Source organism: Streptomyces sp. NPDC058239 (genome assembly GCF_042882185.1).
In the GTDB taxonomy this organism is placed as follows: domain Bacteria; phylum Actinomycetota; class Actinomycetes; order Streptomycetales; family Streptomycetaceae; genus Streptomyces.
Window position 1 is genome coordinate 15,728 of the sequence record NZ_JBHVWS010000021.1, and the last position, 18,783, is coordinate 34,510.

An 18,783-nucleotide genomic window follows, 5' to 3' on the forward strand; every position below is an offset into this window, starting at 1 on the left:
TCCGAGAGCCCCGGTAGAGCGTGACCTCGCCGTCACGTCGCCGGGGCTCAGATGCGACCTAGTACTCGCTTGCTCGCGGTGCGGTTCTCGACGGACTCAACGGCCCAGCGGTCGAAGCGGTAGCGCAACTGGTCGGCGACCGTGGGGTCTATGTAGCCCTCGCCCTTCACCCAGCCGAAAGGCCAGTTATGACCGGCCTCTTCGACGGCCTCCTTGAAGACCTTGGCCGGGTCCTCGTCGTCGAAACGTTCGGTCTGCCAGTCGCCAGAGGCCGAGCCACCGTCTCTCCACTTCACCTGGTAGCTGGTTACTTGCCCAGCCTTGTTCTTACGGGGAGTCAAGGACGCCATGTGCGCAGAGTAGCGCCAAGTGTTCCCACGGTGTTCCCACGACCCTATGAGAACTAGCCAAGATCTAGCGATACTTGCAGTTCAGGGTGCATATACGCAGGAACGGCCGGAGCCCCCGCACAGTGGGCTCCGGCCGTTCATCTGCCGCCTGCTGTCGTGCTGTCCAGGCGGATCACAGGCGGCGCTGGTGGATCGGTTCGATCCTGTTCACGGACCTACAGGGCGAGGCCGGTGAGGACCAGCACGCGCTCGTAGGTGTAGTCGTCCATGGCGTAGCGGACGCCCTCGCGGCCGACGCCGGACTGCTTGGCGCCGCCGTACGGCATCTGGTCCGCGCGGTAGGAGGGGACGTCGCCGATGATCACGCCGCCGACCTCGAGGGCGCGGTGGGCGCGGAAGGCGGTCTGCAGGTCGTGCGTGAACACACCTGCCTGCAGGCCGTACTTGGAGGAGTTGACGGCTGCGAAGGCCTCGGCCTCGCCGTCCACCTTCTGCACGGACAGCACCGGTCCGAAGACCTCCTCGGAGGAGAGGGTGACGTTGTCCGGGAGTTCGGCGAGCACGGTCGGCGCGTAGGTGGCACCGTCCCGCTTGCCGCCGGTGAGCAACTGGGCGCCGGCCTGCACGGCCTCGTCGACCCAGGACTCGACACGCTTGGCGGCGTCCTCGTTGACCAGCGGGCCGACGTCGGTGGCGGCGTCGGACGGGTCGCCGGTGACCTGGGCCTCGACGGCCGCGACGATCTTCGGGAGGAGTCGGTCGTAGACCGCGGCGTCCGCGATGACGCGCTGCACCGAGATGCAGGACTGGCCGCCCTGGTAGTTGGAGAAGGTCGCGATACGGGTCGCGGCCCAGTCCAGGTCCTCGTCGGAGGCGTAGTCGCCGAGGACGACCGCAGCGCCGTTGCCGCCGAGCTCCAGGGTGCAGTGCTTGCGCGGCACCGACTCCATGATCGAGTAGCCGACCGGGGCGGACCCGGTGAAGGAGATCACGGGCAGCCGCTCGTCCTGGACGAGGGCGGGCATCCGGTCGTTGGGGACCGTCAGCACGGACCACGAACCGGCCGGCAGGTCGGTCTCGGCCAGCAGCTCGCCCAGGATCAGCGACGAGATCGGGGTGGCCGGGGCGGGCTTCAGGATGATCGGGGCACCGACGGCAATGGCCGGGGCCACCTTGTGGGCGCTCAGGTTCAGCGGGAAGTTGAACGGTGCGATGCCGAGGACCGTGCCGCGCGGGAAGCGCCGGGTCAGGCCGAGACGGCCGGTGCCGCCGGCGTCGGTGTCGAGGCGCTGGGCGTCACCGCTGTTGAAGCGGCGGGCTTCCTCGGAGGCGAACCGGAACACGGAGACGGCACGGCCGACCTCGCCGCGCGCCCACTTGATGGGCTTGCCGTTCTCGGCGGAGATCAGCTGGGCGATCTCCTCCGTGCGCTCCACCAGGCGCCGCACGACGTGATCGAGCGCGGCGGCCCGGACGTGGGCCGGGGTCGCGGCGAACTCCTCGCGCACGGCGTGCGCGGCCGCGACGGCCTCCTCGATCTGCGCGTCGGTCGGCACGCTGACGGTGCCGACGAGACGGCCGTCCCAGGGGTTGGTGACGTCGAAGCTGTCCTCGCCGGTGGCCTGGCGGCCGGCGAGCCAGAAGGCGTGGGTGGAAGTCATGGAGGTTCCGGCCCTTCGGAGTCGTGGGGTGTGTTGTCCCCACCGTAGGGCCGCACGGCCGGGCCGGCGTTTGTCCGAGGTGGAGCAGAGCGCGGCGGGCACACGCCGGTTTGTCGGATGCATCGGCGTGAGCAGGGGCGCATGGCCTTCCGGCAGCGGCCACGGCACCGGCGCCGACGGGAAGCTCGTGGCCCTTCCACCGACGACGGCAACCGCTACGGCACCGGCGCCGACGGGGAGCTCGTGGCCTTCAGCGCCAGCCACAGCTCCATCCGGACGTCCGGATCGTCCAGTGAGCGGCCCAGGATCTCCTCCACCCGGCGCATCCGGTAGCGCAGGGTGTGGCGGTGCACGCCCAGGTCCGCCGCTGCCGCGTCCCACTGGCCGTGGTGGGAGAGCCAGGCCCGCAGCGAGGCGACCAGGTCGCCGCGGCCCTTGGCATCGTGTTCGTACAGGGCGCGGAGCATTCCGTCGGCGAAGGCCCGTACGGCGTCGTCCGCCAGCAGCGGCAGCACCGAGCCGGTCGCCAGCTCCTCGTGCTCGACCAGTGCCCTGCCCCGGCGGCGGGCCACCGACAGGGCCTGCTCCGCCTGCTTGTACGCGGCGGAGACGGCGATGGGGCCCGCTGGTGCGGACAGGCCGACGACCACCTGGCCCTCCTCCGCCGTACCCGGTTCGCGCGGGGGCCGCGCCTCCTGGGCCTCCTGTGCCTCCTGTGCCTCCGCGTACGCCGCGCAGGCCGCGACCGCCGCTCCGCCGTCCGCGGCCAGGACGACGAGTCGTTCGCCCTCGGGCACGGCCAGCATGGTCTCGCCGGTCCGGAGGGCCGCCGCCTCCATCGCCTCGCCGAGCGGGGCCGGTGTCGAGGGGGCGGACGCCTCCGCGATGAGCAGCCGGAACGGGGCGTCGAGCAGCCCGCCGTACAGATCCCCGGCGACGGCCCGTGCGTGATCCGGCTGGCCGGCGAGCAGCATGCGCAGCACCGCGGCGCCCAGTCGCTGCTCCGCGCCCTGGAGGGACCGGGAGCGGGCGGTGGTCAGGGTCAGCAGCGCGACCGCCGAGTGCACGGCGTACCGCTCGGCGGTGCCCAGGGCCGCGCCGGTACCGACGGCCAGCGCGCCCCGGACCCGGCGGCCGGTGCCCAGCGACTGGAGCTCGACCCGGTCGTCGGTGTCGCCGACGACCATGCTGGCCGGGGCGGGGCGCTCCCGCAGCCGTTCCACATCGGGGGTGAGCCGGGCGGCCCGGCGGGCGGCCCAGTCGGGGGCCGCGGCGACCACCGCGCCGGAGGCGTCGTACAGCGCCGCCCAGCCGTCGACATGAGCGGCGAGCCGGGTGAGGATTTCGCCGGGGCCGTCGCCCGCGAGTGCGGCCTTCGTCAGCTCCCGCTGGGCCTCGAACCCCGCTGTCACCGCCCGGTACTGATCTGCGGCGATCTCCGACGACACGGCCTTGGCGATGGCGAGGAACGGGGTGCGGCGCGGCACTTCGAGAAGCGGCAGTCCCGTCTCCTCGGCGGCGTCGACCAGCGCCTGCGGTATGTCGTCGTAGTGGACGCCGACGGCGAAGCCCAGCCCGACGACTCCGGCCCCGGCCAGCCGCCGCACGTACCGCCGCATCGCCTCGGGGTTCCCGGCGTCGAGGTTGGTGGCGGTGACGAGCAGGAGCTCACCGCCCTCCATGTACGGGACGGGATCGGTCAGCTCGCTGGCGTGCGCCCAGCGGACGGGCGCGTCGAGCCGGTCCGCCCCCGCACGCACCGTGAGTTTGAGCGCCGAATGCTGGACGAGCGAGGCGAGAGTGGGGGGCATGGGGACCGCGGGACCTCAGGGAGTCGATTTTCGCCGTCCCGTATGAACGGCTCCTACCGATTCTGCCAGGGCGGCAGGGTCCGCTGTAACCGCTCCGGCGCCGCGGGCCTCTCTGCGTACCGCTCAGCCGTTCAGATCCACCAGCAGGGGCGGCGCGTGCTCCCCCCGTACGGTCGTCAGGGACAGCACCGCGTGTCCGGCCGGTACCCGGTGGGCCAGTTCCGAGGCCGACCAGCGTTCCCGCTCGACCTGGCGCACGGTCACCGCGTCCGTGGTGACCGCCTTGCCGGTGACCAGTTTGCGGAAGGCATGGATGGCCCGGGTCATCGGCTGGTCGGCGAAGACGGTGCGCTGGGTCACGTCGCGGGTCTCGACCCACTCCGTTCCCCATGCCTCGGCGAACTTCTTCCCGTCCCACGTCGTGATTCCGGAGAACGTCATCCGGCAGCCGACCGCACCGAGCAGCGCCGTGTGCAGCTGCTCCGGTACGTCGTCGAGGGTGCGCAGGGTGAGTACGGCCCCGGCGTGCGCGGAGCGCAGCCGCTGGATTCCGCGGACGGTGTCGGGGGTCAGGGTGTGGGTCGCGTCGTCGAGGACCAGACAGGCGAAGAGGGAACGGTCGGTACGGGACGCGGCGCTCGCGGTGAACTGGGCGAGTACCAGACGTGCCAGTAACCGGGACGCCTCGGCGTGGCCGCGTTCGGGCAGATCGATTCGGACCCGGAGCGGGTGTTCCAGGGCGCGCAGCGAGAAGGGGCGGGCCTTGCCCGTGGTGTCGAAGAACTCGGCGAAGGCGGGCCGGTCGAGCAGGGCGACGCGGTCGGCGAGAGCCGGGCCCGGGTCGCCGGGCGCACCGGACTGGCGGGCGCGGCCGTCGAGCTCTCGCTGCATGCCGGGGTGTCCCGTCGCGTCGAGAGCCTCCCGCAGGGCGGCGAGGGCACCGGGCACACCGTCCAGGAGTTCCCGCAGCTCCGGTACGGAGGGGAAACGGCCGTGGGCGGCCCGGAAGGGGCCGAGGAGCTGGGCGAGGGCCGTGGCGGCGCGTCTGCTGTCCACCTCGGGGAGGTCACCGACCAGGCCGTCGGCGAGGACGGTCGCGGCCTCGTCGGGGTCGGTGGTGCCGCCGTACAGATCGAGATCGTGCACGGATGACGGGTCGCCGACCTTGATGACGACGTCGAACCCCTGGTCGCCGCCGAGCTGGGTACCGGCGGCGCACACGGCGACGACGGCGGCCTGTCCGGCGAGCGCCTGCAGTGCGAGGGATTCGACGACGGGCCGGATCAGTGCCCGGCTCTTGCCCGCGCCGGGCGGGCCGACGGCGAGCAGGGATGTGCCCAGCAGCCCGGGATCGAGGGCGATGCCGCTGCCGCGGCGGGCGTACGGATTGCGCTCGCCGCCCTCGACGGTGCCGAGCCTGACCTGCTGGACCAGCAGATCGTGCCGGGCGGCGCGGACCGGGAGGTCACGCGCACCGGAGGGATGGGTACAGGCGGCGGAGCCGTTGCGCAGCACGGCGTCGGTGAAGGCGGCGAGCCGGGAGTGGTCGGCACGCACGGACGTCCAGGCGCGGCGGATGCGGGCGTAGTCGACATCGTTCATCCGCCCGGACCGGGTTTCCCTGGCGAGTGCGGCGGCGGCCTGGTGCTGTCCGGCGGCGCGCAGATCGGGCCATTCGGCCGGGTCCTCCTCGCTGCCTTCGACGATGGCATCCGCACCGCCGGACGCGTGCGGCTTCGCCGGGTCGCGGCCGTCCCGGCCCGGTGCCGGCTGCGGGGACCGGCCGCGGCGCCACGCCTCGGTCCAGCGTCCCAGCTTGGCGAACGGCCACACGATCACCAGGGAGAGCAGGACGTACAGCCCGTAGCTGATCACCGGGGACATCGGCTGGTCGGGGCCCAGCCAGGAGCCGGGAACCAGGCCGAAGGCCAGCCCCATCCCCGGCACGGTCCCGTTCCAGACGAGGATCCAGACCAGCAGGGCCCCGATCGCCGCACCGCCCGCCCGTGCGGCGGCCCCCCTGGCGGCGACGCACCGCTCGAAGGCGGCCGGCCAGTTGCCCAGCCGGCCGAATCCGTGGACGAGGCCCCCGATGATCAGCAGACGGTAGATGTCGAGCGCACGGACCGCGCCCCGGGTCTGCGGCTCGTCGCCGAACGGCCCCCACCAGTCGCCGGGGGTGAAGAGCTTCAGCGGAACCCGCCAGTACGGGATGTAGTTGTTGCGCCAGAGCGACCAGACGAGGATGCAGGCCAGCAGCGAGATCACCGCACCGCTCACCAGCGTGCGGTCCGGGGTGCGCTCCTTCTCCTCGGCGGGCCGGGGAGCATGGCCGAGCCGCCAGACGCCGGGTTCCGCGGCGGGCCTCGGGGTGCGGAGCCAGTCCCCGAGGGAGGGGCCCGAGGCGGGGGCGTAGCCCGGCCTGGGTGGCAGTCCGGGCGGTGGCGGGCCGGCCGGGCGCGGCACCGGATGACCGGAGCGGGTGCCGCGTGAGTCGTACGTGCCCTCGGTGTCCATGTGCTGTCCCTCGTCCCCTGACCAGCGCCGACCGGTAACTCCGGGCGCAGGCGCCCGAAGTCATCAATCTAGTGCCCCGTACCACTCCGTCAGACGTGGTCCGGCGGGAAGTCTTCGCCGGTGCCCGGGGCCTTTCGTCCCGCCCGTGCGCCGCCGCGGCCCGGCCCCCGCACCCCGTCGCTATGTCCGTGGAGGACAACCGCGTGCGGCCACCACTCCCGAACGGAACATGCCGGACCCCGGGCCTCGCCCATAGCCTGCAGAAAGAGAAGCGTCCGAAACACCCCACAGGAGCCCCTCATGACCGCAATTCCGCAGGAGCGCCGCGTCGTCACTGCCATTCCCGGCCCGAAGTCGGTGGAGCTGCAGGCCCGCCGTCTCGCGACGGTCGCCGCAGGTGTGGGCTCCACCCTGCCGGTGTTCACCGCCCGCGCCGGTGGCGGAATCATCGAGGACGTGGACGGCAACCGTCTGATCGACCTCGGTTCCGGTATCGCCGTGACGTCGGTCGGCGCCTCCGCCGAGGCCGTCGTACGCCGTGCGTCCGCGCAGCTCGCCGACTTCACCCACACCTGTTTCATGGTCACGCCGTACGAGGGGTACGTCGAGGTCTGTGAGCAGCTCGCCGAGCTGACGCCGGGCGACCACGCCAAGAAGTCCGCGCTGTTCAACTCGGGCGCCGAGGCCGTCGAGAACGCCGTGAAGATCGCCCGCGCCTACACCAAGCGCACCGCGGTCGTCGTCTTCGACCACGGCTACCACGGCCGCACCAACCTCACGATGGCGCTGACCGCCAAGAACATGCCGTACAAGCAGGGCTTCGGCCCGTTCGCGCCCGAGGTCTACCGGGTGCCGGTGGCGTACGGCTACCGCTGGCCGACCGGTGCCGAGAACGCCGGCGCCGAGGCGTCCGCCCAGGCCATCGACCAGATCACCAAGCAGATCGGCGCGGACAACGTCGCCGCGATCATCATCGAGCCGGTGCTCGGCGAGGGCGGCTTCATCGAGCCGGCCAAGGGCTTCCTCCCGGCGATCGCGCAGTTCGCCAAGGACAACGGCATCGTCTTCGTCGCGGACGAGATCCAGTCCGGTTTCTGCCGTACCGGTCAGTGGTTCGCCTGTGAGGACGAGGGCATCGTCCCCGACCTGATCACCACCGCCAAGGGCATCGCGGGCGGTCTGCCGCTCTCCGCCGTGACGGGCCGCGCCGAGATCATGGACGCCGCGCACGCGGGCGGCCTCGGCGGTACGTACGGCGGAAACCCGGTGGCCTGCGCGGGTGCGCTCGGCGCCATCGAGACGATGCGCGAGCTGGACCTGAACGGGAAGGCCAAGCGCATCGAGGAGGTCATGAAGGGCCGTCTCGCCGAGATGCAGGCGAAGCTGCCGAACGGCGATGTCATCGGTGACATCCGCGGCCGCGGCGCGATGATCGCGATCGAGCTGGTGAAGTCCGGCACGAAGGACCCGAACCCGGAGGCCACCGCGAAGCTCGCGAAGGCCTGCCACGCGGAGGGCGTGCTGGTCCTCACCTGTGGCACCTACGGCAACGTCCTGCGCTTCCTGCCGCCGCTGGTGATCGGCGAGGACCTGCTGAACGAGGCTCTCGATGTCATCGAGCAGGCTTTCGGCCAGATCTGACCTGTGCGAACCCCGGCGGCGACGGAAGGCGTTTCCGCCGGGGATGCGGGGGGCCCGCGTGAGGGCCTGTGAAGAACGTGTGGGGGGCCGATGGCGGGATCCGTTTCCGTCTGTCGGTCCCCCATCGGCTGACGTACGGTTTCTGCAGATGAGAGAAACACCCCGCCCGCAGGGGACTGCCGGCGACGCCGGGCCGGAGCTTCCCCAGCACCGTCCTGGTCGTGCCTTCGCGCACACCGCTGGAGCCTCTGGCTCCGGAACTCCTCACCGATCGGATGGCCGCTCGCCCCAAACCCCCCGGGGCGCGCGGCAAACCGATCCGACCGGCCGCCCCGGAACCACCCCCCCTGTTCCCGGGCGGCCGGCTCTTCTCATTTCTCTGGTGTCATCCCTCCTGGCGCTTCTCGCGCTCACCACCTGGCAGGTCGCGGCCGACGGTCCGCTGCTCTCGCTGGACGAGCGGACCGGCCGGGCCGCCGTAGGACACGGCCCCGCCCGGCTGACCGAATTCCTCGCCGATCTCGGCAATATGCAGCTCGCGCTCCCGGTGCTGGGCTGCGCGATCGTCTGGTCCCTGGTGCGCGGCGCCCGCCGTGAGCCGTTGTACGCGGCGCTCACCATGGCGGCGGTGCCCCTGCTGGTCGTCCCGCTGAAGGACTGGATCGCCCGCCCGGGACCCCTGACCGACATCACCGGCTACTACCCGTCCGGCCATGCGGCGACGGCCGCGGTGGCGTACGGGGCGGCGGCGCTGCTGACCGCGCCGTACGCGAGGCGGTCCTGGATGATGCCCGTCGCCGCGGTCTCGCTGACAGCGGCGACGGGCATCGGTCTGGTGCTGCGCGGCTATCACTGGCCGCTGGATGTGCTGGGCAGTTGGTTCCTGTGCGGGCTGCTGCTCCTGCCGCTGGGCCTCAGCTGCCGAAGTAGGCGTCGAAGTTCCTCGAGAACTCCCCGTTGTTGAAGCGGTCCCAGTTGATCGACCACGTCATCAGTCCGCGCAGCCCCGGCCACGTCCCGTGGGTGGCGTACGAGCCGCAGTCGGTCTTCTTCGTCAGGCAGTTCAGCGCCTTGGTGACCTCGGCGGGCGTGGTGTAGCCGTTGCCCGCCTGCGTGGAGGCCGGCAGACCGATGGAGACCTGGTCGGGCCGGAGCCCGGGGAAGACCTTGGTCTGGTCGCCGGCCACCGGGAATCCGGCGAGCAGCATGTCGGTCATGGCGATGTGGAAGTCCGCTCCGCCCATCGAGTGGTACTGGTTGTCCAGACCCATGATGGAGCCCGAGTTGTAGTCCTGGACGTGCAGCAGGGTCAGGTCGTCGCGCAGTGCGTGGATGACCGGGAGGTAGGCACCGGCACGGGGGTCCTGACCGCCCCAGGGGCCCGAGCCGTAGTACTGGTGGCCGAGCTGCACGAAGAAGGTCTCGGGAGCCATGGTGAGGACGAACTTGTCGCCGTACTTGGCCTTGAGGGTCTTCACCGCGGAGATCAGGTTGACGATGACCGGGGTGGTGGGGTTCCTGAAGTCGGTGTCCCCGGTGTCGAGCGAAGAAGCCCATGCGGGCATCGCCGAAATCGGAGAGAACCGGCCCGGGGCGGTCGATGAGACGGGTGAGCACATCGAGTGTGGGACAGCCCAGCTCCCCCGGAAGAATCAGTACGTCCCAGCGCCGGCCGGCGGGAAGAAGCGCGACTTCCTGGGGATTGCGCTTCCACTCCCACCGGCAGGCGTCCGGATCCGGTGCCACCGATGCCAGCCACTCGACCGCTGCTTTGACCCCCGCGCCAGCCATGACCGGCCTCCATTCCGTGTGCACCGGCCATGCGTTGCCGGTGCGTCCACACGGAAGAGAGGGATGGCGCCGATCCATTACGCGGGTTCGGGCCACCGGTTGACAGCGAGTCGGATCACACCCCCGAGGGGGTGCCCGCCGTGCTCAGCTGTCGAAGCCGAGCCCCAGCCGGTCCATCGTCCGCAGCCACAGATTGCGGTGCCCGCCATTGCTGTCCGCCCTGGCCAGGGACCGCTTGGTGAGCTCGATCCCGGTCCAGGCGAAGGGCTCCGGCGGGAACGGCATCGGCTTGCTGCGGACCATTTCCAGAGCGGTCCGCTCATTCTGTTCGCCCGCCAGCAGATCGAGCATCACATCGGCCCCGAACCGGGTGGCTCCGACGCCGAGTCCGGTATATCCGGCGGCATAGGCGACCCGGCCCTGATGGGCCGTACCGAAGAATGCGGAAAATCGGGAACAGGTGTCGATGGCCCCGCCCCAGGCATGGCTGAAACGGACCCCGGCCAGCTGCGGGAAACAGTCGAAGAACTGGCCCGCGAGCTTGAGGAAGGTCTCCGGTCGCTGATCGAGATCGGCGCTCAGCCGGCCCCCGTACGGATAGATCGCGTCATAGCCGCCCCACAGGATCCGGTTGTCGGCCGACATCCGGAAGTAGTGGAACTGATTGGCGCTGTCGCCCAGTCCCTGCCGGTTCTTCCAGCCGATCGAGGCGAGCTGGTCGGCGGTGAGGGGCTCGGTCATCAGCGCGTAGTCGTAGACCGGCACGGTGTACGGGCGTACCCGCTTGACCAGCGAAGGGAAGATGTTCGTACCGAGGGCGACACGGCGTGCGAAGACCCTCCCGTACGGCGTGCGGACCGCCATTCCGGTGGTCGACCTGGCCAGTTCGAGGCCCCTGGTGTGCTCGTACATCCGCACCCCGAGGCCGAGACATGCCTGCTTCAGACCCCAGGCCAGCTTCGCGGGATGCAGCATGGCGACCCCGCGCCGGTCCCAGAGCCCGCCCAGGAACGTGGGCGAGTCGACCTCGGCGCGCAGCGCGTCCCGGTCCAGGAATTCCACCCCCGTGAAGCCGAGCCTTTCGGCCTCCTGGTGCCATTCCTGAAGCTCTGCGAGCTGGTGGGGTTCGGTGGCGACATCGATTTCGCCGGTGCGCTCGAATTCGCAGTCGATGGAATAGCGGGCGACGGCGGCCTCGATGGCATCGAGGTTCCGCTCGCCCAGTTCCTCCAGCTTCCTGATCTCGTCCGGCCAGCGCTCCAGGCCGTTGGGCAGGCCATGGGTGAGGGAGGCGGCGCAGAATCCGCCGTTGCGGCCCGAGGCGGCCCAGCCCACCTCGTGCCCCTCGATCAGTACGACGTCCCGCTCCGGGTCGCGTTCCTTGGCGATCAGCGCGGTCCACAGTCCGCTGTAGCCGCCACCGATGACGAGGAGATCGCAGTGCTCGTCACCGGTGAGCGCGGGCAGCGCTTCGGGCTTGCCGGGGTCGTCGAGCCAGAACGAGACCGGCTTGGCGCCGGAGAGTGATTGTGCAGCAGTACGCATGGCAACCGGGGCCATGGTTTCCAACTCCTTCGTGGCTTTCTATCGTGCGTTGTTCTTCCGCCGGTTCGCGATCAGCTGGCCGACGACAACCACCGTGACGGCAATGATGAACATCGCCGTACCGATGACGTTGATCTGTACGGGCGTGCCGCGCTGTGCCGATCCCCAGACGAACATGGGGAAGGTCACGGTGGAGCCCGCGTTGAAATTGGTGATGATGAAATCGTCGAAGGAGAGCGCGAAGGCGAGCAGCGCTCCCGCCGCGATTCCGGGGGCGGCGATCGGCAGCGTCACCCGCAGGAAGGTCTGCACGGGTCCCGCGTACAGATCGCGGGCCGCCTCCTCCAGCCGCGGATCCATCGACATCACACGCGCCTTGACGGCCGTCACGACGAAGCTCAGGCAGAACATGATGTGCGCGATCAGGATCGTCCAGAAGCCCAGCTGTGCGCCCATGTTGAGGAAGAGCGTGAGCAGCGAGGCGGCCATGACGACCTCGGGCATCGCCATCGGCAGGAAGATCAGCGAGTTGATCGCGCCGCGCGCCCGGAAGCGGTAGCGGACCAGCGCGAAGGAGATCATCGTGCCCAGGACGGTCGCGCCGATGGTTGCCCAGGTGGCGATCTGCAGGGACAGCGAGAGCGAGCCGCACATGTCGGCGACGCCGCAGGGGTCCTTCCAGGCGTCCAGGGAGAAGTGCTGCCAGGCGTAGTTGAAGCGTCCGTTCGGTTTGTTGAACGAGAACACCATCACGACGACGTTCGGAAGGATCATGTACGCGAGGGTCAGCAGACCCGCGATGACGATCAGATTCCGGCGAATCCAGCGCAGTACGGGCATCAGACCAGGTCCTCCGTCCCGGAGCGGCGGATGTAGACGGTGACCAGGATCAGGACGACCGCCATGAGCATGAAGGAGAGCGCGGCCGCCGTCGGATAGTCGAGGACGCGCAGGAACTGGGTCTGGATGACGCTGCCGACCATCTTGGTGTCGGTGGAGCCCAGCAGTTCCGCGTTGACGTAGTCACCACTGGCCGGGATGAAGGTCAGCAGCGTTCCGGAGACGACGCCCGGCATGGAGAGCGGGAAGGTCACCTTGCGGAAGGTGGTGGCGGGGGTGGCGTACAGATCGCCGGCCGCCTCGTGCAGCCTGCCGTCGATCCGCTCCAGCGAGGTGTAGAGCGGCAGGATCATGAACGGCAGGAAGTTGTACGTGAGACCGCAGACCACGGCCATCGGCGTGGCCAGCACTCGGTTGGACTCGGTCCAGCCGAGCCAGCTGGTGACGTCCAGGACGTGCAGCGTGTTCAGTACGTCGACGACCGCACCGCCGTCGGCGAGGATCGTCTTCCAGGCGAGCGTACGGATCAGGAAGCTGGTGAAGAACGGCGCGATCACCAGGACGAGGACGACATTGCGCCAGCGGCCGGCCTTGAACGCGATGAGATACGCGAGCGGGTAGCCGAGCAGCAGACACAGGATCGTCGCGGTGCCCGCGTACAGCAGGGACCGGATGAACTGCGGGTAGTAGTCCTTCGCCGCGTCCCAGTAGGTCTGGAAGTGCCAGGTGACCTCGAATCCCTTCTCCAGGGAGCCGGTCTGTACGGAGGTCGACGCCTGGTAGACCATCGGCAGCGCGAAGAAGACGACGAGCCACAGGATGCCGGGGAGCAGCAGCCAGTAGGGGACGAGGCGCTTGCGGGTGGAGGCTTTGCGTACCTTCAGCTCCGTGCTGGGCGCGGGTGGCGCCTCCTTGGTGACGGTCACGCCGCGTCCTCCACCGTCTCCACGCCGGCGTCGCCCATCGTCCCTGCAAGCATGGACTGGGCGGCGTCCAGGCCGAAGGTGTGTGCCGGGTTCCAGTGCAGGACGACCTCGGCCCCAGGGGCGAGCCGGGTATCGCGCTCGATGTTCTGCTCGTACACCTGCAGCGCTTTGCCGGCGGGGCTCTCCACCACGTACTGCGTGGACACTCCGATGAAGCTGGAGTCGACGATCCGGCCGGTGACCCGGTTGCGGCCGTCGGCTATCGCGTCCGCGTCGTCGGCGTGCGCGAGCGAGATCTTCTCCGGGCGTACGCCGAGGAGCAGCTTGCCGCCGTTGGCGGTCGGGGCCGTACATCGGCCGGTGGGCAGCCGCAGCTTCCCGCCGCCCGCCGCCACGACGATGTCCGTGCCCGCGGAGAGGATCTCGCCCTCGATGAGGTTCGAGGTGCCGAGGAAGTTGGCGACGAAGGTCGTCTTCGGGTTCTCGTACAGATCGGCGGGGGCGCCGAGCTGTTCGACCCGGCCCGCGTTCATCACCGCGACGGTGTCGGCCATGGTCATGGCCTCCTCCTGGTCGTGGGTGACATGGATGAACGTGATGCCGACCTCGGTCTGGATGCGCTTGAGCTCCAGCTGCATCTGGCGGCGCAGCTTGAGGTCGAGGGCGCCGAGCGGCTCGTCGAGCAGGAGCACCTGCGGGTGGTTGATCAGGGCGCGGGCGACGGCGACGCGCTGCTGCTGGCCGCCGGAGAGCTGGTGCGGCTTGCGCTTGGCGAAGTCGCCGAGCTGGACGAGTTCCAGCATCTCGTCGACCTGCTTCTTCACCGACTTGATGCCGCGCCGGCGCAGACCGAAGGCGACGTTCTCGGTGATGTCGAGGTGCGGGAAGAGCGCATAGCTCTGGAAGACCGTGTTGACGGGCCGCTTGTACGGGGGCAGGTCGGTGATGTCCCGGCCGCCGAGCGAGACGGTGCCGGTGGTCGCCTCCTCCAGGCCCGCGATCATCCGCAGGGTAGTGGTCTTGCCGCAGCCGGACGCGCCGAGCAGCGCGAAGAAGGAGCCCTGCGGGATGGTCAGGTCGAGCGGCTTGACGGCGGCGAAGGAGCCGTACGTCTTGCTGATCCCGGTGAGGCGGACGTCGCCGCCTGTCTGCTGCTGTGTCATGGGTCGCAGTCCCAGTGGTGTCAGGGGGGAGATCGGGCGAGGGGGCACAGGCGCGGCGGTCAGGCGCCGATGAGCTTGGCGAACTTCTCTTCGTACGCCGTCTCCTCCTTGCTTGTCAGCGAGCGGAAGGCGTGCGAGCGGGCCGCCATCTCCTTGTCGGGAAGGATCAGTGTGTTGGAGGCCATGTCCTTGTCGATCTTGGAGAGTTCCTCGCGGACACCGTCGACCGGGCAGACATAGTTGATGTACGCGGCGAGCTTGGCGGCGACCGGCGGCTCGTAGTAGTAGTCCATGAGCTTCTCGGCGTTGGTCTTGTGCCGTGCCTTGGCGGGGACCAGCATGTTGTCGCTCGACGTGATGTAGCCGGCGGCCGGGATGGCGTACTTGATGTCCGGGTTTCCGGCCTGGAGCTGGATGATGTCGCCGGCCCAGGCGACGCAGGCGGCGATGTCGCCCTTGTCGAGGTCCGCGGTGTAGTCGTTGCCGGTGAAGCGGCGGATCTGCTTCTTGTCGACGCCCTTCTGGATCCGGCCGATCGCGGCGTCGTAGTCGGCGTCCGTGAACGAGCCCGGGTCCTTGCCCATGTCGAGCAGGGTCATGCCGACGGAGTCACGCATTTCGGAGAGGAACCCGACCCTGCCCTTGAGCGCGGGGTCGTCGAGCAGCTGCGTGATGGAGTCGACCTTGCGGCCGCCGGTCGCCTTGGAGTTGTACGCGATGACGGTGGGGATGCCGGTCCAGGGGTATGAGTGGGCACGGCCCGGATCCCAGTCGGGGGTGCGGAACTGGGCCGAGAGGTTGGCGAAGGCGTGCGGCAGGTTCACCGGGTCGAGCTTCTGGGCCCAGCCGAGCCGGATGATGCGGGCGGCCAGCCAGTCGGTGACGATGACGAGGTCGCGGCCGGTGTCCTGTCCCGCGGCAAGCTGCGGCTTTATCTTGCCGAAGAACTCGACGTTGTCGTTGATGTCCTCGGTGTACTTGACCTGGATCCCGGTGCGCTTCGTGAACGCCTCCAGGGTGGGCCGGTGCTTCTCGTCATCGCTGACGTCCATGTACTCGGTCCAGTTGGAGAAGTTGATCTGCTTCTCCGTGGCCGAGTGGTCGTCGGAGGCCGCCGCGGCGTCCCCCTCCCGCTTCGCCGGCGGGATGCCGCAGGCGCTCAGCGTGCCGAGACCGCCGATCGCGAGCGCCCCCATGCCGGAGGCGCGCAGCAGCGATCGGCGGGTCAGGGCGCCCCGGCCGCTGGTCAGACTGCGTCGCATCGCGGCCAGTTGGGCCGCGGAGAGACGCTCGGGCTCGTACTGCTCCATGCGCGTTGCCCTTTCGGGTGTGTGTGGCCGGGGCCGGCCGGGTTATCGGTCCCCGAAGATCGTGCGGTGCCAGTCCTTCCGGGCGACCGCGGTGTTGTCGTACATGACGTGCTTGACCTGCGTGTACTCCTCGAAGGAGTACGCCGACATGTCCTTGCCGAAACCGCTGGCCTTGTATCCGCCGTGCGGCATCTCGCTGATGATCGGAATGTGGTCGTTGATCCAGACGCAGCCCGCCTTGATCTCGCGGGTGGCGCGGTTCGCCCGGTACAGGTCGCGGCTCCAGGCGGAGGCGGCGAGGCCGTACGGGGTGTCGTTGGCGAGGCTGATGCCCTCGTCGTCGGTGTCGAAGGGCAGCACGACCAGGACCGGGCCGAAGATCTCCGACTGGACGATCTCGCTGTCCTGGGCGGCGCCGGCGACCAGGGTCGGCCGGTAGTAGGCACCAGCCGCCAGTTCGCCGCCGGGGGCCTCGCCGCCGGTGACGACGGTGGCGTAGGCGCGGGCTCGCTCGACGAATCCGGCGACCCGGTCCCGCTGGGCGTGGCTGATCAGCGGGCCGAGGTCGGTCGACGGGTCGAAGGGGTCGCCGAGCCGGACGGTTTCCATCAGCTCGGCGACGCCCTGCACGAAGGCGTCGTGGAGCGGGCGCTGGACATAGGCGCGGGTGGCGGCGGTGCAGTCCTGGCCGGTGTTGATGAGCGCTCCGGCGACCGCGCCGTGGACCGCGGCTTCGAGGTCGGCGTCGTCGAAGACCACGAAGGGAGCCTTGCCGCCGAGTTCGAGGTGGAGGCGCTTGACGGTGGAGGTGGCGATCTCCGCGACCCGCTTGCCGACAGCGGTGGAGCCGGTGAATGAGGTCATGACGACGTCCGGGTGGCCGACGAGATGCTCGCCGGCGTCCCTGCCCGCACCGGTGACGATGTTGATCACACCGTCCGGGATGCCTGCCTCGGTGGCCGCCTGGGCGAACATCAGCGAGGTGAGCGGGGTGATCTCGGCGGGCTTCAGCACGATGGTGTTTCCCGCGGCAATGGCCGGGAGGATCTTCCAGGCGGCCATCTGGAGCGGGTAGTTCCAGGGTGCGATGGAGCCGATGACGCCGATCGCCTCACGGCGTACGTACGAGGTGTGGTCGCCGTCGTACTCGGCGGCCGACTTGCCCTCCAGATGGCGGGCGGCGCCCGCGAAGAAGGAGGTGTTGTCGACGGTGCCGGGCACGTCGAACTCGGTGGAGAGCTTGATCGGCTTGCCGCACTGGAGGGACTCGACGTGGGCGAAGTCGTCCGCCTGCTCGGCGAGGACGGCGGCGAAGCGGTGCATCGCCTCGGCCCGCTCCGCCGGAGTCGCACCCGACCAGCCGGGGAACGCCTCTCGTGCGGCGGCGACGGCCGCGTCGACATCGGCGGTGCCCGCCAGTTCGTAGGTGTGGACGGTCTCGCCCGTTGCCGGGTTCACCACCTCGTGATGACGTCCCGATGTACCGGACCGCAGCTTTCCGCCGATGAATTGTGCGCCGTCCGCGAAGCGGTCCCGCACCTGGATGCCGTTGCCCATGACGCTCTCCTCCGCCGCAGTCCCCGGAATGTGGGGCGGCGTAGCCTCTGCTCGATTTGAGTGCCGATCCTGACAGAGCGGATCGACCCCAACAAGTGATTCCGTTGTTGCCTTTTGGTTACGCGACGGAATCTGTCGACCATGTGTCGCGTCGTTGCGGAATTCCCCGTACGGAGTGTCAGTGGCGGATGCCAGACTCGCGTGTCATGGAACACATGCACGATCTCCTGGCTCGGACCGAGCGCGGCGCGAAGGTGAAGTACCTGCACTTCTGGGGGCACCGCCCACGGCCCGACGGCAGCATCGGTGCGAGCTGTCTCAGTCAGTGGTGGCCGGCCCCCTTCACGGTCGACGGGGTGACGTATGCGTCGGCCGAGCACTGGATGATGGCCGCCAAGGCGCGGCTCTTCGGCGACGCGGAGTCGGAGGCCGAGGCGGTGTCGGCGAAGAGCCCGGCCCAGGCGAAGAAGGTGGGCCGGCTGGTCCGCGGTTTCGACGAGGCGGTGTGGGAGCGCGAGCGGTACGCACTGGTGGTGACCGGCAGCGTCCACAAGTTCGCCCAGGCCCCGGAGCTGCGGGAGTTCCTGCTGAACACCGGGGACCGCGTGCTGGTCGAGGCGAGCCCGATGGACCGGATCTGGGGCATCGGGCTGGCGGCGGACGATCCGCGTGCGGAGAATCCGGCGACCTGGCGGGGGCTGAATCTGCTGGGGTTCGCGCTGATGGACGCGCGGGCGGAGCTGCGCGCTCCATGAGACGGCCGGGATGACCGATGGCCGGGCGGGCCGGAGTCCGGCCCGCCCGGCCATCGGGTGGGATACGGCGCCGGCGCCGCAAGGGATCCGGCACCGGCGCTCGACGTCGGCTATCGGGTGACGTCGACGACCAGAGACGTGGAGTACGGGTCGTCGTTGTACGAGTTGTCGTCGAATTCATCGGCATGGGTGGCGAACAGCCAGATGAAGAAGCTGATGATCGCCACACCGAAAACGATGCCGATGGACCCCATGATGATCCCGGCGAGCGCCTGACCGCTGTTGGTCGCCTCACCGCGCTGCACCCGCTTGCGGCCCAGGATGCCGAAGATCAGGGCGAGTGCGCCCAGAATCAGGCTGGGTATCCCGTAGATGCAGAACAGGCAGATGGCCAGGATGCCGAGCACCATGGCCGCCGTACCCATGCCGTTGGAAGGTGAGGAACCGCCCCAGGCTGCCTGGTTGTAGCCGGTGTACCCGGGATAGCTGCCGTACTGCGGAGTCGGCGCGGCAGGGTAGCCGTACTGCCCCGCGGCCGGCGCGGCCGGATAGCCGTACTGCCCCGCAGCCGGCGGGACCTGCTGGCCCGGTCCGTTCGGTGCGACCGGCGGCGGCGGTACCTCCCCCGGGCCGAACCCGGCCCCGGAGCCGGAAACCGGCCCGGTCTGCCCTCCCGCGCCGGACCCCGGTCCCGTGGCCGGCGCGGGACCGTCCCCCACGCCCGGCATCGAGGTCACCGTCGGCTGATTGTGCACAGCAGGCGGCCGGGGATCACCGGCCGGCTTCTCCAGCGGCACCCTGCTGTCCGGCGGAGCCCACGGATCGCGCGGCGCGGCCCCGCCCGCGGGCTGCTCTGTGTTGTCTGACATGGGCCTCCCCCATCGTGATCCCGTCATGCTACGGCCCACCACCGTCC

14 protein-coding genes and 2 pseudogenes are annotated in these 18,783 nt (G+C 69.9%); 3 read left to right on the forward strand and 13 right to left on the reverse strand.

Annotation, left to right across the window (positions count from 1 at the left end; all coding sequences use genetic code 11):
• Positions 1-47 precede the first annotated feature (47 nt).
• From ACFVYE_RS22380 to ACFVYE_RS22395, 4 genes are all read right to left on the reverse strand, one after another.
• Entirely contained in the window at positions 48-350 is a 303-nt protein-coding gene (locus tag ACFVYE_RS22380; protein ID WP_383971574.1) for a hypothetical protein, read from the reverse strand.
• A gap of 215 nt (positions 351-565) precedes the next feature.
• Positions 566-2,011: an aldehyde dehydrogenase family protein gene (locus ACFVYE_RS22385; RefSeq protein WP_383974695.1), complete on the reverse strand. Its 1,446-nt coding sequence runs from the start codon at positions 2,009-2,011 to the stop codon at positions 566-568.
• Between the two features lie 215 nt (positions 2,012-2,226).
• On the reverse strand, positions 2,227-3,822 hold the full coding sequence (locus ACFVYE_RS22390; protein WP_389607041.1) for a PucR family transcriptional regulator: 1,596 nt from the start codon (positions 3,820-3,822) through the stop codon (positions 2,227-2,229).
• A 123-nt stretch (positions 3,823-3,945) separates the two neighbouring features.
• Complete coding sequence (locus ACFVYE_RS22395; RefSeq protein ID WP_389607043.1) at positions 3,946-6,339, reverse strand: ATP/GTP-binding protein; 2,394 nt, start codon at positions 6,337-6,339, stop codon at positions 3,946-3,948.
• A 300-nt stretch (positions 6,340-6,639) separates the two neighbouring features.
• Here ACFVYE_RS22395 and gabT point away from each other — a divergent pair, with 300 nt between their 5' ends.
• A complete protein-coding gene (gene gabT / locus ACFVYE_RS22400) occupies positions 6,640-7,980 on the forward strand; it encodes a 4-aminobutyrate--2-oxoglutarate transaminase (protein WP_383974702.1) in 1,341 nt (446 codons plus the stop codon).
• A gap of 148 nt (positions 7,981-8,128) precedes the next feature.
• On the forward strand, positions 8,129-8,944 hold the full coding sequence (locus tag ACFVYE_RS22405; RefSeq protein WP_383974705.1) for a phosphatase PAP2 family protein: 816 nt from the start codon (positions 8,129-8,131) through the stop codon (positions 8,942-8,944).
• On the opposite strand, the pseudogene ACFVYE_RS22410 reads toward ACFVYE_RS22405, so the two are convergent.
• The 8 genes and pseudogenes from ACFVYE_RS22410 to ACFVYE_RS22445 all read right to left on the reverse strand — a co-directional run.
• Positions 8,895-9,527, reverse strand: a pseudogene (locus ACFVYE_RS22410) (chitinase); the annotation flags it as partial. The gene ACFVYE_RS22405 and the pseudogene ACFVYE_RS22410 sit on opposite strands and share 50 nt — an antisense overlap.
• Positions 9,526-9,771: pseudogene (locus ACFVYE_RS22415) on the reverse strand (hypothetical protein); the annotation flags it as partial. The pseudogenes ACFVYE_RS22415 and ACFVYE_RS22410, both read right to left, overlap by 2 nt.
• 144 nt (positions 9,772-9,915) lie before the next feature.
• On the reverse strand, positions 9,916-11,331 hold the full coding sequence (locus ACFVYE_RS22420; RefSeq protein ID WP_389607046.1) for an NAD(P)/FAD-dependent oxidoreductase: 1,416 nt from the start codon (positions 11,329-11,331) through the stop codon (positions 9,916-9,918).
• A 24-nt stretch (positions 11,332-11,355) separates the two neighbouring features.
• A complete protein-coding gene (locus ACFVYE_RS22425) occupies positions 11,356-12,156 on the reverse strand; it encodes an ABC transporter permease (protein WP_389607048.1) in 801 nt (266 codons plus the stop codon).
• Entirely contained in the window at positions 12,156-13,082 is a 927-nt protein-coding gene (locus ACFVYE_RS22430) for an ABC transporter permease (protein ID WP_383974714.1), read from the reverse strand. Before ACFVYE_RS22430 ends, ACFVYE_RS22425 begins: the two co-directional genes overlap by 1 nt.
• Positions 13,079-14,245: an ABC transporter ATP-binding protein gene (locus tag ACFVYE_RS22435; protein WP_383974718.1), complete on the reverse strand. Its 1,167-nt coding sequence runs from the start codon at positions 14,243-14,245 to the stop codon at positions 13,079-13,081. The genes ACFVYE_RS22430 and ACFVYE_RS22435 overlap by 4 nt, the downstream gene beginning before the upstream one ends.
• A gap of 59 nt (positions 14,246-14,304) precedes the next feature.
• Positions 14,305-15,555 carry a PotD/PotF family extracellular solute-binding protein gene (locus ACFVYE_RS22440; protein ID WP_383974721.1) on the reverse strand — a complete coding sequence of 417 codons (1,251 nt, stop codon included), beginning with the start codon at positions 15,553-15,555 and terminating at the stop codon, positions 14,305-14,307.
• 42 nt (positions 15,556-15,597) lie between these two features.
• Positions 15,598-17,112, reverse strand: a complete 1,515-nt coding sequence (locus ACFVYE_RS22445) for a gamma-aminobutyraldehyde dehydrogenase (protein WP_383974724.1) — start codon at positions 17,110-17,112, stop codon at positions 15,598-15,600.
• 215 nt (positions 17,113-17,327) lie between these two features.
• Between ACFVYE_RS22445 and ACFVYE_RS22450 the strand changes: the two genes are divergently transcribed.
• Positions 17,328-17,867 carry an NADAR family protein gene (locus ACFVYE_RS22450; protein ID WP_383974727.1) on the forward strand — a complete coding sequence of 180 codons (540 nt, stop codon included), beginning with the start codon at positions 17,328-17,330 and terminating at the stop codon, positions 17,865-17,867.
• A 110-nt stretch (positions 17,868-17,977) separates the two neighbouring features.
• On the opposite strand, the gene ACFVYE_RS22455 is transcribed toward ACFVYE_RS22450, so the two are convergent.
• Positions 17,978-18,736 carry a DUF4190 domain-containing protein gene (locus tag ACFVYE_RS22455; protein ID WP_389607051.1) on the reverse strand — a complete coding sequence of 253 codons (759 nt, stop codon included), beginning with the start codon at positions 18,734-18,736 and terminating at the stop codon, positions 17,978-17,980.
• Between the last annotated feature and the right edge of the window lie 47 nt (positions 18,737-18,783).

Coding starts and splice junctions, on each gene's coding strand:
- ACFVYE_RS22380 (WP_383971574.1), bottom strand. CDS start 350: ATGGCGTCCTTGACTCCCCGTAAGAACAAGGCTGGGCAAGTAACCAGC.
- ACFVYE_RS22385 (WP_383974695.1), bottom strand. CDS start 2,011: ATGACTTCCACCCACGCCTTCTGGCTCGCCGGCCGCCAGGCCACCGGC.
- ACFVYE_RS22390 (WP_389607041.1), bottom strand. CDS start 3,822: ATGCCCCCCACTCTCGCCTCGCTCGTCCAGCATTCGGCGCTCAAACTC.
- ACFVYE_RS22395 (WP_389607043.1), bottom strand. CDS start 6,339: ATGGACACCGAGGGCACGTACGACTCACGCGGCACCCGCTCCGGTCAT.
- gabT (WP_383974702.1), top strand. CDS start 6,640: ATGACCGCAATTCCGCAGGAGCGCCGCGTCGTCACTGCCATTCCCGGC.
- ACFVYE_RS22405 (WP_383974705.1), top strand. CDS start 8,129: ATGAGAGAAACACCCCGCCCGCAGGGGACTGCCGGCGACGCCGGGCCG.
- ACFVYE_RS22420 (WP_389607046.1), bottom strand. CDS start 11,331: ATGGCCCCGGTTGCCATGCGTACTGCTGCACAATCACTCTCCGGCGCC.
- ACFVYE_RS22425 (WP_389607048.1), bottom strand. CDS start 12,156: ATGCCCGTACTGCGCTGGATTCGCCGGAATCTGATCGTCATCGCGGGT.
- ACFVYE_RS22435 (WP_383974718.1), bottom strand. CDS start 14,245: ATGACACAGCAGCAGACAGGCGGCGACGTCCGCCTCACCGGGATCAGC.
- ACFVYE_RS22440 (WP_383974721.1), bottom strand. CDS start 15,555: ATGGAGCAGTACGAGCCCGAGCGTCTCTCCGCGGCCCAACTGGCCGCG.
- ACFVYE_RS22445 (WP_383974724.1), bottom strand. CDS start 17,112: ATGGGCAACGGCATCCAGGTGCGGGACCGCTTCGCGGACGGCGCACAA.
- ACFVYE_RS22450 (WP_383974727.1), top strand. CDS start 17,328: ATGCACGATCTCCTGGCTCGGACCGAGCGCGGCGCGAAGGTGAAGTAC.
- ACFVYE_RS22455 (WP_389607051.1), bottom strand. CDS start 18,736: ATGTCAGACAACACAGAGCAGCCCGCGGGCGGGGCCGCGCCGCGCGAT.